This is a genomic window from Duganella sp. GW821-FHT01E12, assembly GCF_059422325.1.
Genome location: NZ_JBWKWR010000009.1, coordinates 18048 through 34872, shown reverse-complemented (window position 1 = coordinate 34872; position 16825 = coordinate 18048). Strand labels below are relative to the sequence as shown.

The following is a 16825-nucleotide window of genomic DNA, read 5'->3' as shown; positions in this document are numbered from 1 at the left end:
TACCCCCCCCCCCCCCCCCCCCCCCCCCCCCCCCCCCCCCCCCCCCCCCCCCCCCCCCCACGGCCACAGGGCGTTTTTTTATGCACGTTTGCCGAATCAACTACAATACGGTTCATAAGGGTTATCATCTGCATGACTGATCCGCTTTATCCACTTTTATGAGACTCTTATTGCGCTATGCGTCGTCCAAATAAAGATTCATCCCATAAGTTGTCTGCCGAGAGCCAACGCCTCGTCACCTATGCCCTCGCAGTCGGGCAGGCGGCCAGTCGTCTCGAAGAGCGGGCCTGGGAACATAGCCTCGATGCGCAGCTCCAGAAACTCCTCAAGTCCGGCCACCAGGACACCATCGATTCGACCTTGAACAGCCTGTTCAAGGAAGACCTGAACGCGTACGACGTGTTGATGGACGGCGTGGAAGCGGCCAGCGAATCGGGCAGCATCACCATCGAGACCGACGGCGTCGCCAAGCAGTACGACGTGCTGCTGGTGGCCGCGCCCATCCTGGCGTGGACCCGCTTCGCCATCGCCTCGGGCGCGATCCCGGCCGACCTGCTGACCACCTTGTCCGCGCACTTCTCGGCCCACCTGCTGGCCGACGGCACGCATATGGCGATGTCGCCGACCCTGTTCTCGATCGACCAGCTGCCGCGCAGCCATGTCGAGACCTATGGCAAGGTGCACAAGCTGGCGCAGGCCGCGCTCAAGGGCGCGACGCTCAAGGCCGACACCAAGGTGCCGGAGACCGCGCCCTTCCTGGCCGACACCCGCTACCTGCTGGTGGCCGTGGTGGCGCCGGCGGGCGGCCCGCTGTTCCGCTGGCAGATGCCGGCCAACCAGGCCAACTTCGTCACCGAACGCACCAACGCGCTGGAGCAGTGGCGCGCGCAGGTCACGCCGACCATCAACCGCCTGCTGCCGGGTTGCGGCGTCGAGCTGCTGCTGCCGGAGGCCTACTACATGGCCTGCCGCGAGGCGGACAAGCTGATCCGTCCGGTGTCGATCCGCGCGGCCGTGCACTACCTGACGCACACGCTGGCGATCGAGCCGTCCGAGTTGCGCGCGGTGATCGCCGGCTTCGGCGAGGAAAGCGCCGACGGCCAGATCGACGAATACCGCGTGGCCTTCACGCAGCGTTCGTCGCCGGACGTGATCTACGGCGTGGTGTGGCCGCTGTACGGGCAGGAGGACGAGGAAGGCACGCCGCCGGAAGGTCCGCTGCAGGGCGGCCCTGGCGGCATCCTGCAGAAGCCGGTGACGCCGGTGGAAGAGATCGTCAGCCACCTGAACGCGGCCGGTATCACGCAGATCAAAAAGCATAGCGAGCGCTATGTGGCCGAGTTCTGCGACGACTGCGGCGCGCCGCTGTTCGCCGATCCGGTCGGCGAACTGGCCCACGCGGAAATGCCCGAGGACGCGCCCACCGGCACCGAGCACTTCCACTAAGCACCAAGCAAAACGCCATGTGGCAATGCGGCGGCCTTGGCCGCTGCATGCGCACATGTGCGTTTTATTTTTGTGGCGCGGGCACGGGTTGCGGCAGATAAATGATGATGGGCTGTTGAGGTTGCGGTTGGGCCTGCACCGGCGCAGGCCGCTCTTCCAGCGACCTGTTGGCGGCAAAATGCAGACCGCCGAAGCCAATAAACATGCCAACCATGGAGGCCACCATCCAGCGGTAGCCCTCAGCCGACATCTTGTGCATCTCAGCGCGCAAGACCTCGATATCGGCCTTCGTCGCTAACGTCGGCACGATCGCGTCAATATGCGCCTTGAGCGCTGCAACCTCGCTGTCCATCCTTTCAGATTAGACCAAATCCAACGATCTACCAAGCCGAAAACGGATGCTTGATCAGGCTCGAATTGAGATAGCGCAAATCGTCGGTGACCTCCTCGCCGACCCAGTCCGGCTTGTCGAACGCCTGGTCTTCCGAGCTCAGTTCGATCTCGGCCACGACCAGCCCGGCGTTCGCGCCGAGGAACTCATCGACTTCCCACACATTGCCGGCGTAGCTGATGCGGCGGCGGTATTTTTCGATCAGCGGCTGTTCGCACAAGCGGTCCAGCAGCTCGGCCGCGTCGGCCATCGGGATAGCATACTCCCACTCGCCGCGCGTGGCGCCGACGTTGCGGCCCTTGATCGTCATCACCGCCCGGTCGCCCTCGATGCGCACCCGCACCACGCGGTCCTTGTGCGACGACAGATAGCCCTGGCGAAAAAACACCGGCTCGCCAAGGCTCTTCCACGCATCGCCGCGCAAGAGGAACTTGCGCTCGATTTCAACGCCCATCTCAGGCGTCCAGCGACAGCAGGATAGGCTGCAGGATCGCCGCGCCCAGCGCCGCGCTGCGGGCGCCGTTCCAGCCCACGTGCGGGTCCGGCAGGTCGGCGTTGTCCTTGAACGGCATCTCCAGCGTCAGCGCCAGGCAGCCGAAGTGGTGGCCGACGTACTTGGAGGCCAAGGTCAGCATGTCTTCCTTGTACTTGCTGGCGGCGTAGCCCACCTTGTCCTGGAAGTCCGGGCTGGCGTCCTTGTAGCGGTTGATGAAGTCCTGCTGCTTGACGCGGCGCTCTTCGCTGAAGTTCTCCAGCATCTCGTTGCCGGCCACGAAGTTGTACGGCAGCGCCTCGTCGCCGTGGATGTCGAAGAACATGTCGATGCCGGTTTCGTGCATCTTCTGCTTCACGTACAGCACTTCCGGGCTGCGCTCGACCGATGGCGTCATCCACTCGCGATTGAGGTTGGCGCCCGAGGCGTTGGTGCGCAGATTGCCTCGCACCGAGCCGTCCGGATTCATGTTCGGCACGATGTAGAACACGCAGCGCTGCAGCAGCTTGCGGGCGATCGGATTGGCGTCGTCCAGCAGCGAATCGATCAGGCCTTCGATGAACCACTCGGCCATCGACTCGCCCGGATGCTGGCGCGCGATGAACCAGATTTTCTTTTCCGCTTCCGGCTTGCCGATGACGACCAGGTTCATGTCGCGGCCATCGACGGTGTTGCCCAGGTCGTGCACGCGGGCCAGTGGATGCTCGGCCACTTCGCCCAGCAGGCGCAGATGGCGCTCGAACGAATACGGCTCGAAGTAGGCGTAGTAGACGCTGTCCGTCTCCGGCGTGTGCTTGATCGTCATGACCTGGCCGTCGAAGGCGGTCGGCACGCGGAACCAGTTTTCGGTGTCGTAGCTGGCCACGGCCTGGTAGTCCTCGTAACCCTTGGCGTAGGTGGCCTGGCCGGCGTTCAGGAAGCGCATGCGCACCTGCTGGCCGCGCGCGCCCTGCAGGCGGAAATGGAACCACTGGTGGATGTCGGCGTGCGAGTCCTTGCGCAGATTCAGTTCGATTTCCGCCGCGCTGTCCGCGCGCAGCACCTCGATGGCGCCCGAGTCGAAGTTTTGGCTGATTTTGATGGTCATGTTGATCCAGTATTAAATGAATTCCGATGACGCTATTTTACCAGCATGCTCCCTTCGCGCTTGTAGCGGGCATGCCAGGACAAGGCCTGCTCCAGCACGTGCGGCGTCTGGCCGCCGCCCTTCAACGCCTCGGCCAAGTAGGCGCGCAGCTGCGGGCGGTAATCGGGATGGGCGCAGTTCTCGATGATCAGTGGCGCGCGTTCGCGCGGGGCAAGGCCGCGCAGATCGGCCAGGCCCCATTCGGTCACCAGCACGTCGACGTCATGCTCGGTGTGGTCGACGTGGGCTGCGAACGGCACCACGCTCGATATCGCGCCATCCTTGGCCACCGACTTGGTGACGAACATCGATATCTGGGCGTTGCGCGCGAAATCGCCCGAGCCGCCGATACCGTTCATCATGTGCGTGCCGCCGACGTGGGTGGAGTTGACGTTGCCGTAGATGTCGAACTCCAGCGCCGTGTTCAGGGCGATGAGGCCCAGCCGCCGCACCACCTCGGGATGGTTGCTGATCTCCTGCGGGCGCAGCACGATGCGCTCGCGGTATTGCTCGATATTGCGGATGAATTTTTCATGCATCGCCGCCGACAGCGTGATCGACGACGCCGACGCCATCGACAGCTGGCCCGAGTCGAGCAGCTCGATGGCGCTGTCCTGCAGCACCTCGGAGTACATGGTCATGTCGCGGAACGGCGAATCGATCAGGCCATGCAGCACGGCGTTGGCGATGGTGCCGATGCCCGCCTGCAGCGGCCGCAGCTCCGGTCCCATGCGGCCCGCCTTCACCTCCCCTTCGAGGAAGGCGATCACGTGGCGCGCGATGGCGTCGGTCTCGCCGTCGGGCGGCAGCGCGTTGGAGGGGCTGTCCGGGCTGTCGGTGATGACGATGGCGGCGATGCGGTCGGGATGCACCGGGATCGAGGTCCAGCCCATGCGCTGCCAGGGCGCCAGCAGCGGGATGGCGCCACGGTGCGGGCGGGAGCCTGGGATGTAGACGTCGTGGAAGCCTTCCAGCGCCAGCGGGGCGCTCAGGTTGATCTCGACGATGATCTTGCCCGCCTGCTGGGCGAAGTTGGCCGAGTTCCCGAGCGACATGGTGGGGATGATGCCGCCGTCCGGCGTGATCGCCACCGCTTCGATGACGGCGATATCCACCGGTTTCAGGTCGCCGGAGCGCAGCTGCTCGGCCGTCTCCGACAGGTGCTGGTCGATGAACATCACCTCGCCCGCGTTGATCTTGCGGCGCAGCGCGGCGTCGGCCTGGAAGGGCATGCGGCGCGCTACCACGCCGGCGTTGGCCATCAGGCCGTCGCTGTCGTTGCCGAGCGAGGCGCCGGTCAGCAGCGTGAGGTTGAGCGGTTCCTGGCGGGCGCGCTCCACCAGCGCCAGCGGCAGCGCCTTGGCGTCGCCGGCGCGGGTGAAGCCGCTCATGCCGACGGTCATGCCGTTCTTAAACAGCCGGGCGGCTTGTGCCGCCGTCATTACTTTTTTCATCAGCGCCGGGCGGCGGATGCGGTCTTCATACATTGCAATCTCCTGATTATTCGAATTTGATTCAGTATAGAATTCGGATATCAGTCGCTGTATGACTTAAATTCTCATCTTCCAGTCGCTTTATTCATGGATATTCGATCGCTGCGCTACTTCGTCGAGACCGTCCGCCTGAACAGCTTCACGCAGGCGGCGGAGTCGCTGCACGTCACGCAATCGACCATCAGCAAGATGGTGCGGCAGCTGGAGCAGGAGGTCGGCGCCCAGCTGCTGATACGCGAGGGCCGCAAGCTGACGCTGACCGACACCGGCAGCGTGGTCTACGCGCGCGGCGAGCAAATGCTGGCCACCATGCGCCAACTGACCGAGGAAGTGCGCGACACGCAGGCCGCGCAGAGCGGCAGCCTGACGATCGGCATTCCGCCGATGATCAACCTGCTGTTCACGCCCGTGCTCAAGGCCTTCCGCCAGCGCCATCCCGACATCGCGCTGACCTTGCGGGAGGACGCGGGCCAGGCGCTGGAGCGCCAGGTGGCGATGGGCGAACTGGAAATCGGCATGACCGTGCTGCCGGCCGATCCGCAACTGGGGCTGCAGACGGCACCCATCGCCAGCTACCCGATCTGGGCGCTGGCCGCGCGCGGCACCTTCCAGAAGCACCGCACCACGCTCAAGCTGAAGGCGCTGGCGGGCATGCCGCTGGTGCTGCTGCAGGACGATTTCGCGCTGACGCGCAGCCTGCGCCACGCCTTCAGCGCGGCCGGCTTCGAGCCGCAGATCGCCGCGCAGAGCGGCCAGTGGGACTGGCTGGTGGCGATGGCGTCGGCCGGCATGGGAGTGGCGCTGCTGCCGGAACCGTTCATCCACCGGCTGGCGATCGGCCGGCTGGACGCGGTGCGGCTGGTGGAGCCGGAGCTGCAGTGGCAGGCGGCGCACGTGTGGCGCGGCCCCTACCTGTCGCACGCGGCGCGCGCCTGGCTGGACGTGTGCCGCGATGTGCTGCGCGCTTAGTCCTCCGGCAGCTCGTGGATGGCGATGCCTTCGATGGGATCGATCTCGCGGTCCCACGGGCGCAGGGCGATCATGCGCTGGGTGTCCTCGTAGCCGGCCTGCCAGCGGGCGCGGATGCCGGCGGCGCTGAAGTCGATGTCCTTGGTGTGGTCCTCGCCGCCGACGCGCGGCGCCTTCAGCGACACCACGTGCATGGTGGTGCCGCAGCCCCACGAGGCCAGCTCGCGCACCTCGGGCGACATCGCCGCCTCGTCCGACAGATGCAGCGTCAATTGGCGGATCACGTGGCGCAGCCGGTGCAGCTTGCGCTGCTGCTCGATGTTGCTGGCGCGGCTGGCGTATTGGATTTCCTTGTGCTTGTCGAGCACCTGCAGCATGCTTTGCGGCTCGCTGCCGTCCGGGTTCCACACCTGCACCGAGAAGATCACCGAGCTGCGGCGCGGTTCGTCGTCCAGCACCGCTTCGATCGGCGTGTTGGAGAAGATGCCGCCGTCCCAGTATGGCTCGCCGTCGATGCGCACGGCGGGAAAGGCCGGCGGCAAGGCGCCGGACGCCATCACGTGCGACGCGCCCAGCGTTTCCTTGCGGCTGTCGAAGTAGCGCATGGCGCCGCTGCGCGCGTTGACCGCGCCGACGGTCAGCCGCGTGTGGCGGTCGTTGATGTAGTCGAAGTCGACCAGCGTATCGAGCGTGGTGCGCAGCGGCGAGGTTTGATAGAACGAGGCGTGTTCGATGCCGACCTTGGCGTCGGGATTCCACCACGACGAGAGATTGGGTTCGAAGAAGGCCGGTATGCCCTGCCCCATCGTCACGACGTTGGCCAGGGCGCGCGGCATGAAGGAAAAGCCCAGCGCGTTCTGCTCCATGCGGTGCCAGAACTGGCGCAGCCGGTCCATGCGGTAGCGCGGCTCGTTGCCGGCGATGATGGCGCCGTTGATGGCGCCGATGGAGGTGCCGATCACCCAGTCCGGTTCGACGCCGGCTTCGTGCATGGCCTGGTAGACACCCACCTGGTAGGCGCCCAACGCGCCGCCGCCCTGCAGCGCCAGCACGACTTGTCCCGGCATCGAAGGCGACGAGAGTTGGGCGGGTTTACGATTCAAGTGTGACCTCCGGAAGGATACGGGCTGCGCTGCACTGCACCATCCGATTGTAGTGCAATTCAGCGCCGCCCGCAGACTTCCTTTATGCCACCATCACGCCCTTGGCCGCCAGCGCGGCGCGCACGCCGGCGCCGTAGGCCGGATCGGCCTGGTCGAAGTGGGCCAGTTGACGGGCGATGATGTCGGCGCTCACCTGGCTCAAGGGACCGGCGATGTTGTCGAACAGGTTATGCTGCTCCTGCGCCGGCATCAGGCGGAACAGATTGCCGGCTTGCGTGTAATCGTCTTCCTTGCCGCGACCGTCGTAGCGGGCCGCGTCGCCTTGCAGCGCCAGCGCCGGTTCGCCGTGGCCCAGTCCCCGCGGATTGCTGCCGCTTTCCTCGGTGGCCGCGTAGTTCTGCGCCGCGCCGCCGTTGGCGATGGCCATCGCGCCGTCGCGCTGCTGGTTGTGGAACGGGCAGCGCGGGGCGTTCACCGGCAGGTGCTGGTGGTTGGTGCCGACGCGGTACAGCTGCGCGTCGTGGTAGGCGAACAGGCGCGCCTGCAGCATCTTGTCCGGCGAGTAGCCCAGGCCCGGCACCACGTTGGCCGGCGACAGCGCGGCCTGTTCCACCTCGGCGTGGTAGTTCAGCGGGTTGCGGTTCAGTTCAAACACGCCGACCGGGATCAGCGGGAAGTCCTTGTGCGGCCAGACCTTGGTCAGGTCGAACGGGTTCCAACCGGTGCGCGCTTCCCATGCGGCCAGTTCGGCTTCGGTGGCCACCTGCAGCTTGACGTCCCACTGCGGGAAGTCGCCGGCGGCGATGGCGCCGAACAGGTCGCGTTGGGCGTAGTCCGGGTCGGTGCCGGCGATGCGGGTGGCTTCGGCGGCGGGCAGGTTCTTGATGCCCTGTTTGGTCTTCAGGTGCCACTTGACGTAGACGCGCTCACCGGCGGCGTTGATCATGCTGAAGGTGTGGCTGCCGAAACCGTCCATGTGGCGGTAGCCGTCGGGCGTGCCGCGGTCGGAGAACAGCATCGTTACCTGGTGCAGGCTTTCCGGCGTCTTGCTCCAGAAGTCGAACATCATGGTGGGCGATTTCAGGTTGGTCTGCGGGTCGCGCTTCTGGGTGTGGATGAAGTCGGGGAACTTGATGCCGTCCTTGATGAAGAACATCGGCGTGTTGTTGCCGACCAGGTCCCAGTTGCCATCCTCGGTGTAGAAGCGCATGGCGAAGCCGCGCGGATCGCGTTCGGTGTCGGCGCTGCCCTTCTCTCCGCCGACGGTAGAGAAGCGCACGAAGGTGTCGGTCTTCTTGCCGATCTCGGAGAACAGCCTGGCCTTGGTGTAGCGAGTGATGTCGTGGGTGACGGTGAAGGTGCCGTAGGCGCCCGAACCCTTGGCGTGCACCACGCGCTCAGGAATGCGCTCGCGGTTGAAGTGCTGGAGCTTCTCGATCAGGTGGAAGTCTTGCAGCAGCAGCGGGCCGCGCGGGCCGGCGCTGGCGGAATTCTGGTTGTCGGCGACCGGGATGCCGGAGGCGGTGGTGATAGGTGGCTGGCTCATTGCTATGACTCCTCGTTGTTTGATAGTGAAATCATTCTACCGGCGCAACGCCATAAATAAAATCTATATATATTTATGGAATCAATAGTTATTTGCAATGAATGCGTGCGAAAAAAATGGGGTCAAGTCTGACATTCGGACACGAGCTCTTCCGTAGCAAGGCGCTACGGAAGAGCTCGTGTCCGAATGTCAGACTTGACCCCAGTGGTTTGACCCCAGTGGTTTAGGCTTCGGCGATGCGCTTGGCGATGTGGGCCAGCGCTTCTTCCACCTGGTCGACCAGGATCAGGCACAGGTCGCCCTCTTTCAGGCGCGCCAGCGCGGTGTCGATGGCGAGGAACTCGCCGTAGATTTCCTGGATGTGCGTGGTGCGCGGGGCGCCGTCCAGGCCCGAGCGCAACAGGCCCACCACTTCGCCATCCACCCGGCCACGCTGGCACGCGTCTTCGTACAGGATCACGTCGTCGAAGGCGCGGCCCAGGATCTGCGTCTGCTGCGTGATGTCCTGGTCGCGGCGGTCGCCGGCGCCGCTGATCACCACCGCGCGGCGCTTGGCCGGCATGGTCTCCACCGCCTGCACCAGCGCCAGGATGGCGTCCGGGTTGTGGCCGTAGTCAGCGATCAGCGTGGCGCCTTTGTAGTCGAACACGTTGAAGCGGCCGGGAGCGTTGTCGGAGTCGTTGGCGAAGGTCTTCAGGCCGAGGCGGATCGCGTCCCAGCCGATGCCCACGCCCCACGCCGCGGCCACCGACGCCATCACGTTCTCCACCTGGAAGCCGATGGCGCCGTTGCGGGTGATCGGCACTTCCGACAATGGGATGCGCTGCAGGTTCTTGCCTTCGGCGGCGACGATGTGGCCGTCCTCCACGTACACGGTGCGGCTGCCCTGCGCCAGGTGCGTGGCGATCACCGGGTGGCCGCGCTCGGCGCCGAAGAAGATCACCTTGCCGCGGCAGGTGGCCGCCATGCCGGCGACGATGGGGTCGATCGCGTTGAGCACCGCGAAGCCGCTCTCGGAGACGTTCTGCACGATCACGCGCTTCAACACGGCCAGGTCTTCCACCGTGGTGATGTAGTTCAGGCCGAGGTGGTCGCCGCTGCCGATGTTGGTGACCACCGCCACCTGGCAGCGGTCGAAGGCCAGGCCTTCGCGCAGCACGCCGCCGCGCGCGGTCTCGAACACGGCCGCGTCGACGTCCGGGTGCAGCAGCACGTTGCGCGCGCTGCGCGGGCCGCTGCAGTCGCCGCTGTCGGTCTGGCGGCCTTCGATGTAGACGCCGTCGGTGTTGGTCATGCCGGTGCGCAGGCCGCTGGCCGTGAGCAGATGGGCGATCAGGCGCACGGTGGTGGTCTTGCCGTTGGTGCCGGTGACGGCGACCACCGGAATGCGGCCGTTCTCGCCCGGCGCGAACATGGTGTTGACGATGGCTTCGCCCACCGCGCGGCCTTTGCCGAACGACGGCGCGATGTGCATGCGCAGGCCAGGTGCGGCGTTCACTTCCACCACGCCGCCGCGCTGGTTCTCGATCGGTTGCAGCACGCCGTCGCAGACCACGTCGACGCCGCAGATATCGAGGCCGATCATCTGCGCCGCTTCCACCGCGCGCGCCGCCACTTCGGGGTGCACGTCGTCGGTGACGTCGGTGGCGGTGCCGCCGGTCGACAGGTTGGCGTTGTTGCGCAGGATGACGCGCTGGCCCTTGGCCGGGATCGAATCGGCGTCCAGGTCCTGCAGCGCCAGGCGCGCCAGCGCGATGTCGTCGAAGCGGATCTTGGTCAGCGAGGTCGAATGGCCGCTGCCTCGGCGCGGGTCGGCGTTGACGATGTTGACCAGTTCACGCACGGTGTGGCTGCCGTCGCCCACCACCTGCGGCGGGTCACGGCGCGCGGCGGCCACCAGCTTGTTGCCGATGACGAGCAGGCGGAAGTCGTGGCCCGGCAAATAGCGCTCGACCATGATGTTGTCACGGAATTCGCGCGCGGTGTGGAAGGCCTTGGCCAGGTGCTCCTTGGTCATCACGTTGACGGTGACGCCCTTGCCCTGGTTGCCGTCCTTGGGCTTGACCACCACCGGCAGGCCGATTTCCTGCGCGGCGGCCCAGGCGTCCTCCACGTCCTCCACCGAGCGGCCGTTGGGCACGGGCACGCCGGCCGCGTGCAGCAGCTTCTTGGTCAGCTCCTTGTCCTGCGCGATCGATTCGCCGATGGCGCTGGTGCTGTCCATCTCGGCGGCCTGGATGCGGCGCTGGCGCGAGCCCCAGCCGAACATCACCATGCTGCCTTCGGTCAGGCGGCGGATCGGGATGTCGCGCGCGACGGCGGCGCTGACGATGGCGCCGGTGCTCGGGCCCAGGCGCACGTCCTCGTCGAGGTCGCGCAGTTCGTTCAGCGCGCCGGTCAGGTCGAACGGGGTGTCGGCCAGGGCGGCGTTGATCAGGTTGTGCGCCAGCGTCAGCGCCAGGCGGCCGACCGCTTCCTCGCTGTATTCGACCACGGTCTGGTAGATGCCCTCTTCCAGCGTGGCGGTGGTGCGGCTGAAGGTGACCGGGCAGCCGGCCTGCGCCTGCAGGCTCAGCGCCGCCACTTCCAGCACCCGCGCCAGCGGCACGGCGTCGGTGTGGCCGGTGGTCTGCAGGGCGCCGATGGCGGGGAAGCGGGCGTGCAGGCGCTGCTCGAAGCCGGGCAGCGTGGCGATCGATTGCTCCTCGGGCGGGCACGATACGATCACTTCCACCGCCGTGTGGTGGCTCCAAAGATTCGGTCCGCGCAGCGCGCGGGTGCGGATGACTTCCATAACTCTGCTTGTTCTTTCGTGATGTATCAGTGATGAGTTCGCTTCGGATTGGCGTCGAAGGTGCGCAGGCCGGCGCCGATCAATTCAGGCGTCAGGCCCAGCGCCCAGCCGGCGGCGATCGCGGCCAGCACGGCTTCCGGCGGCACCAGCGGCGACAGCGGCAGGCTGGCCACTTCCTCGTGCCCCTGGGCCAGCACGATGCGGCTGGCGTGCTGCTCCTGGCGCTGGAACACCACGCGCTGGCCGTCCTGGCGGTGGGCGGCGATCGCGGCCAGGTGCTCGTCGACGCCGTAGAACATCACGTCGCCGTCGCACAGGTCGGCCATGTCGACCACTTGCGGATCGGCCGCGTTGAGCACCGCCACGCCGCTCGGCAGGACGACGTCGACCTGGGTGCGCAGCACGCCGTACAGCTTGTCGAGGCTGGCGATGTGGAACTCGGCCACGTCCTCGAAGTCGCTGACGTCGGTCACCACGCCGACCGCGCACTTGTCGTAGGCCAGGCCTTCGGTCAGGATCATGCGGGCGCTGGCTTCGAACACGCCCGCTTCGACATTTTTATTCAGCAGCAGCCGCTCGCCGCTTTCCCAGTCGCTGAAGCCGTCGCGCGGCAGCAGGCGGCCGTTGACGAACAGGCCGTCGGCGCAGGACAGGCCGACCTTCTTGCCGCTGATCTGCAGCAGCCAGGCGATCAGGCGCGAGGCCATGGTGGCGCCGTGCTTGCCGGTGATGCCGACGATGGGCATGCGGCCGCCTTCGTCCGGCGCGAACAGGTGGTCGACGATGGCTTCGCCAACGTTGCGCGGTTCGCCGCCAGCCGGCTTGATGTGGGCCAGCAGGCCGGGGCTGGCGTTGACCTCGATGATGGCGCCGCCCTGCTCTTCCAGCGGACGCGAGATGTCGGCGGCCACCACGTCGATGCCGGCGATGTCCAGGCCGACCACGCGCGCGGCCAGCGTGGCCATCGCGGCCACCTGCGGATGCACCAGGTCGGTGACGTCGTTGGCGACGTTGCCGTTGGGCTGGATCAGCACTTTCTGGCCGTCCAGCGGAATCGAGTAGGCGGTCATGCCCTGGCGCTGCAGCTCCAGGATGATCTCGGCGCCGTGCTGCGGCGCGATGGCGTTCAGCGGCGCGTCCTCGGTGGTGCCGCGGCGCGGGTCGGTGTTGATCTGGGCGTCGCACAGTTCGATGATATTGGACTTGCCGTCGCCGGTGACCCACAGCGCCTCGCCGGCGGCGGCCGCCACCAGGCGCTTGCCCACCACCAGCAAGCGGTGCTCGTTGCCGGCGATGAAGCGCTCGACGATGACGCTCTTGCTGCCGCCCTTGCGCGCAGCCAGCACGTAGGCTGCGGTGACGTCGGCCTCGGTCATCAGGTTGAGCGAGACGCCGCGGCCGTGGTTGCCGTCGTAGGGCTTGACCACCACCGGCAGGCCGATGTCCTGCGCCGCTTCCCAGGCCGCTTCGGCGCTGGTGACCAGCTCGCCCTCGGGCACGGGCACGCCGCACGAGGCCAGCAGCGACTTGGTCAAGTCCTTGTCGCTGGCGATGCCTTCGGCGATGGCGCTGGTCTGTTCGGTCTCGGCGGTCCAGATGCGGCGCTGGCGGGCGCCGTGGCCCAGCTGCACCAGGTTGCCGTCGGTCAGGCGGATCGACGGGATCTTGCGCACGGTGGCGGCGTCGACGATGTTGGCGGTGCTCGGGCCCAGGCACAGCGACTCGACCAGGTCGGTCAGCTCGGCCACGGTGGCGGCCAGGTCGTACGGCTGGTCCTCGATCATCGCCATCAGCAGGTCGCGGCCGGCGGCCAGCGCGGCGCGCCCCACCTGCTCCTGGCGGGTGCGGAAGGCCATCTTGTACAGGCCGGTGTTCTCGCCGATCTGGCGCGTCTTGCCGAAGCCGGTCTTCATGCCGGCCAGGTTTTGCAGTTCCAGCACCACGTGTTCGAGGATGTGGCCGGCGTAGGTGCCGTCGCGCAGGCGCTCGAGGAAGCCGCCGTGCTCGCCCACGCCGCAGCGGTGGACGATCAGCCCCGGCAGGATCGCGGTCAGGCGCTCGTACAAGCCAGGCAACAAATTCGAGGGGAAATTCTCCAGCTCGCCGATATCCAGCCACGCCTCGATCACCGGGCGATAGGTCCAGATATTGGGTCCGCGCAGATGGGTGACGCGGAGAACTTCTATGTCTTTCTTCTTGATCATGTTTCTATTCTTGTATCTTTGTTATCAGCCGTGGCCAGCCCGCGCCGTATTTTAACCTCTGTACCACCGCCGGCGGCCAAATTGCATTTGGCCCACCCTGCGCGTGCGTTATACTTGCCGCCAACAAAACACTGGTTTTTCTTGATTTCTGTCAAGGATGTGACCAGTGACAGAATACCGTAAATAAAGCGCTTGCATCAGTCGCAACGCCGACAAGTTCCACCTTTGTTCCACCTTTTCGCCACCGGAGTACGCAGCACGATGACAACAGAACAACTTTCCTCCAACACCAGCCAGAGCGAGCTTCCCGAGCGCTGGCGTTCCGAGGTGCAGGCACAACTTTCCCAAGGGGAAAACGCGGTAAGTGCCCTGGAGGTTGACCTGGATGAACAACTTCGTTTTTCCAAGGGCGTGATTGTCGTCACCGAACGCGGCGTGCTGGCGCGCGCGCCAGGCCGCGCGGACTGGCAACATTGGTCTTTCGCTAAGGACCTGGCGCTCAAGCACCATGACCACGCGGGCGTCGGCCACCTGGAGCTGGTGAACAACGGCGGCCGGCTCGGCGCCTGGCGTTTCACGCTGGGCCAGAACCTGCAGGCGATCCGTCTGGTGGAGCAGTTCAACGCCCACCGCGACAGCCACGCGCTGGGCGTGCCGGTGGTGCGCGAGGAAAAGAACGTCTGCCCGAGCTGCAAGGCGCCGCTGGAGCCGGAGCAGGAGGAGTGCCCGATCTGCACCAAGGTGGTGTACACGCCGCCGTCGACGTGGACCTTGTTCCGCCTGTGGCGCTTCGCCGGCCCGTACAAGCTGCAACTGGGCTTCGGCTTCGCGCTGATGCTGCTCAGCACCGGCGCGCACATGATCCCGCCCTACCTCACCATCCCGCTGATGGACAAGGTGCTGATCCCCTACCAGAACGGGGCGCCGGTCGATACCTCGCTGGTGGCGCTGTACATGTCCGGCCTGGTGGGATCGGCGGTGCTGGCGTGGATACTTGGCTGGGGCAAGACCTATGTGCTGGCGCTGGTGTCGGAGCGCATCGGCGCCGACCTGCGCACCGAGACCTACGACCACCTGCTGCGGCTGTCGCTGGAATACTTCGGCGGCAAGCGCACCGGCGACTTGATGTCGCGCATCGGCAGCGAGAGCGACCGCATCTGCGTGTTCCTGTCGCTGCACCTGCTGGACTTCGCGTCGGACTGCCTGATGATCATCATGACCGGCGTGATCCTGTTCTCGATTGATCCGTGGCTGGCGATCTTCACGCTGCTGCCGCTGCCGTTCATCGCTTGGCTGATCCACGTGGTGCGCGACCGTCTGCGCACCGGCTTCGAGAAGATCGACCGCGTGTGGGGCGAGGTGACCAACGTGCTGGCCGACACCATACCCGGCATCCGCGTGGTGAAGGCGTTCGCGCAGGAGTCGCGCGAGGCGGCGCGCTTCCGCACCGCCAACAAGCACAATCTGGCGGTCAACGACAAGCTCAATAAAATCTGGTCGCTGTTCTCGCCCACCGTGTCGTTCCTGACGGAGCTGGGGCTGCTGGTGATCTGGGTGTTCGGCATCTACCAGGTGTCCAAGGGCCATATCACGGTCGGCGTGCTGTCGGCCTTCATCGCCTACTCCAGCCGCTTCTACGGCCGCCTCGATTCGATGAGCCGCATCGTCTCGGTGACGCAGAAGTCGGCGTCGGCCGCCAAGCGCATCTTCGACATCCTCGACCACGTGTCGTCGGTGCCGGAGCCTGCGAATCCGGTCAAGCTGGCCAAGGTGGACGGCAACATCACCTTGCGCGAGGTGGGCTTCCGCTACGGGAACCGCGCCGTCAACCGCGGCATCTCGCTCGACATCAAGGCCGGCGAAATGATCGGCCTGGTGGGCCATTCGGGTTCCGGCAAGTCGACGCTGGTCAACCTGATCTGCCGCTTCTACGACGTGTCGGAGGGCGCGATCATGCTCGACGGCGTGGACATCCGCTCGTTCGCGGTGTCGGACTACCGCCGCAACATCGGCCTGGTGCTGCAGGAGCCGTTCCTGTTCTTCGGCACCATCGCCGAGAATCTGGCCTACGGCAAGCCGGGCGCCACGCGCGCCGAGATCATCGCCGCCGCCCGCGCCGCGCATGCGCACGAGTTCATCCTGCGCCTGCCGCAGGGTTACGATTCGATGGTGGGCGAGCGCGGACAGGGCTTGTCCGGCGGCGAGCGCCAGCGCATCTCGATCGCGCGCGCGCTGCTGATCGATCCGAAGATCCTGATCCTCGACGAGGCCACGTCCTCGGTCGATTCCGAGACCGAGAAGGAGATCCAGCGCGCGCTGGAGAACCTGGTGCAGGGCCGCACCACGATCGCGATCGCGCACCGCCTGTCCACGCTGCAGAAGGCGGATCGCCTGGTGGTGCTGGACCGCGGCGTGGTGGTGGAGGAAGGCGCGCACGACGACCTGATGGCGCGCGAAGGCGCCTACTTCCGCCTGTACCAGGCGCAGGCCCGCAACGTCGACACGGATCTCGGCGACAGCGGCAGCAAAGATTAAGAGAACAAGCATATGACGACCATTTTTGATTTGACACGCAATCCCTTCGGCCGCCTGGTGCTGACCACGGCCGAGGGCGAGGTGCACGAGAGCGTGGCGCCGGTGCGCGCCTTCCCGGTGCAGGCGCCGGACGACGGCATCGCGCTGGTGAGCACCGACGGCAAGGAGGTGGGCTGGATCGACCGCATCGAGGATCTGCCGGCGGCCGTGGGGCAGCTGGTGCGCGATGAGCTGGCGGGACGCGAATTCATGCCGGAGATCGCGCGCATCAACAGCGTGACCAGCTTCGCCACGCCGTGCACATGGTCGGTGGCGACCGATCGCGGCGACACCGAGTTCGTGCTGCGCGGCGAGGAGGACATCCGCCGCCTGACGGTGGACACGCTGCTGATCTCCGACATCCACGGCATCCACTACCTGATCCGCGACGTGCGCGAGCTGGACAAGCACAGCAAGAAAATCCTCGACCGTTTCCTGTAATCCCTTTCCGCCGCCGGGCATCTGACCGGCGGCATCCTCCCTCGCCGACCGGCCCGGCACACTCCTGATCCTGCACAAGGCGACCTCAAAGAGACATCGCATGATGGTTTCGTGCGCCCGTCATTCCGGGCATGAAAGGCCTACAATGAAGCTCCCGGACCCCAAATCCTATGTGCCGCCGCGCACGATACCCAAACCCAAACGCCGGAAGCGCAAGCCCAAGCCGGCGCAGCCTCAGCCGAAGA

At 66.1% G+C, this 16825-nt stretch carries 12 protein-coding genes; 4 read left to right on the top strand and 8 right to left on the bottom strand.

From position 1 onward, the window contains the following. Positions 1-177 precede the first annotated feature (177 nt). Complete coding sequence (locus tag AC07WS_RS22450; RefSeq protein WP_494731225.1) at positions 178-1446, top strand: DUF2863 family protein; 1269 nt, start codon at positions 178-180, stop codon at positions 1444-1446. Positions 1447-1510: 64 nt separating this feature from the next. On the opposite strand, the gene AC07WS_RS22445 is transcribed toward AC07WS_RS22450, so the two are convergent. Genes AC07WS_RS22445 through scpC form a run of 4 tightly spaced genes read right to left on the bottom strand, consistent with a single transcriptional unit; the run spans position 1511 to position 4943 of the window. Next, positions 1511-1798: a hypothetical protein gene (locus tag AC07WS_RS22445; protein ID WP_494731224.1), complete on the bottom strand. Its 288-nt coding sequence runs from the start codon at positions 1796-1798 to the stop codon at positions 1511-1513. Between the two features lie 28 nt (positions 1799-1826). Then, positions 1827-2291 (bottom strand): CYTH domain-containing protein, encoded by a 465-nt coding sequence (locus AC07WS_RS22440; protein ID WP_494731223.1) that lies wholly within the window; start codon positions 2289-2291, stop codon positions 1827-1829. A 1-nt stretch (position 2292) separates the two neighbouring features. Further along, positions 2293-3417: a M14 family metallopeptidase gene (locus tag AC07WS_RS22435; RefSeq protein WP_494731222.1), complete on the bottom strand. Its 1125-nt coding sequence runs from the start codon at positions 3415-3417 to the stop codon at positions 2293-2295. Positions 3418-3449: 32 nt separating this feature from the next. Then, positions 3450-4943: a succinyl-CoA:acetate CoA-transferase ScpC gene (scpC, locus tag AC07WS_RS22430; RefSeq protein ID WP_494731221.1), complete on the bottom strand. Its 1494-nt coding sequence runs from the start codon at positions 4941-4943 to the stop codon at positions 3450-3452. A 93-nt stretch (positions 4944-5036) separates the two neighbouring features. On the opposite strand from scpC, the gene AC07WS_RS22425 reads away from it, so the two are divergent. Continuing rightward, on the top strand, positions 5037-5918 hold the full coding sequence (locus tag AC07WS_RS22425) for a LysR family transcriptional regulator (RefSeq protein WP_494731220.1): 882 nt from the start codon (positions 5037-5039) through the stop codon (positions 5916-5918). Here AC07WS_RS22425 and AC07WS_RS22420 read toward each other — a convergent pair. The 4 genes from AC07WS_RS22420 to AC07WS_RS22405 form a co-directional block, all read right to left on the bottom strand. Further along, a complete protein-coding gene (locus AC07WS_RS22420; protein ID WP_494731381.1) occupies positions 5915-6985 on the bottom strand; it encodes a patatin-like phospholipase family protein in 1071 nt (356 codons plus the stop codon). The two genes, AC07WS_RS22425 and AC07WS_RS22420, sit on opposite strands and share 4 nt — an antisense overlap. A 118-nt stretch (positions 6986-7103) precedes the next feature. Beyond that, on the bottom strand, positions 7104-8567 hold the full coding sequence (locus tag AC07WS_RS22415; protein WP_494731219.1) for a catalase: 1464 nt from the start codon (positions 8565-8567) through the stop codon (positions 7104-7106). A 223-nt stretch (positions 8568-8790) separates the two neighbouring features. Further along, entirely contained in the window at positions 8791-11361 is a 2571-nt protein-coding gene (cphA, locus tag AC07WS_RS22410; RefSeq protein WP_494731218.1) for a cyanophycin synthetase, read from the bottom strand. Between the two features lie 26 nt (positions 11362-11387). Then, entirely contained in the window at positions 11388-13565 is a 2178-nt protein-coding gene (locus AC07WS_RS22405) for a cyanophycin synthetase (protein ID WP_494731217.1), read from the bottom strand. Between the two features lie 261 nt (positions 13566-13826). Between AC07WS_RS22405 and AC07WS_RS22400 the strand changes: the two genes are divergently transcribed. Then, on the top strand, positions 13827-16100 hold the full coding sequence (locus tag AC07WS_RS22400) for a cyanophycin metabolism-associated ABC transporter (RefSeq protein WP_494731216.1): 2274 nt from the start codon (positions 13827-13829) through the stop codon (positions 16098-16100). Positions 16101-16112: 12 nt separating this feature from the next. Continuing rightward, positions 16113-16580 (top strand): cyanophycin metabolism-associated DUF1854 family protein, encoded by a 468-nt coding sequence (locus tag AC07WS_RS22395; RefSeq protein ID WP_494731215.1) that lies wholly within the window; start codon positions 16113-16115, stop codon positions 16578-16580. Positions 16581-16825: the final 245 nt, after the last annotated feature.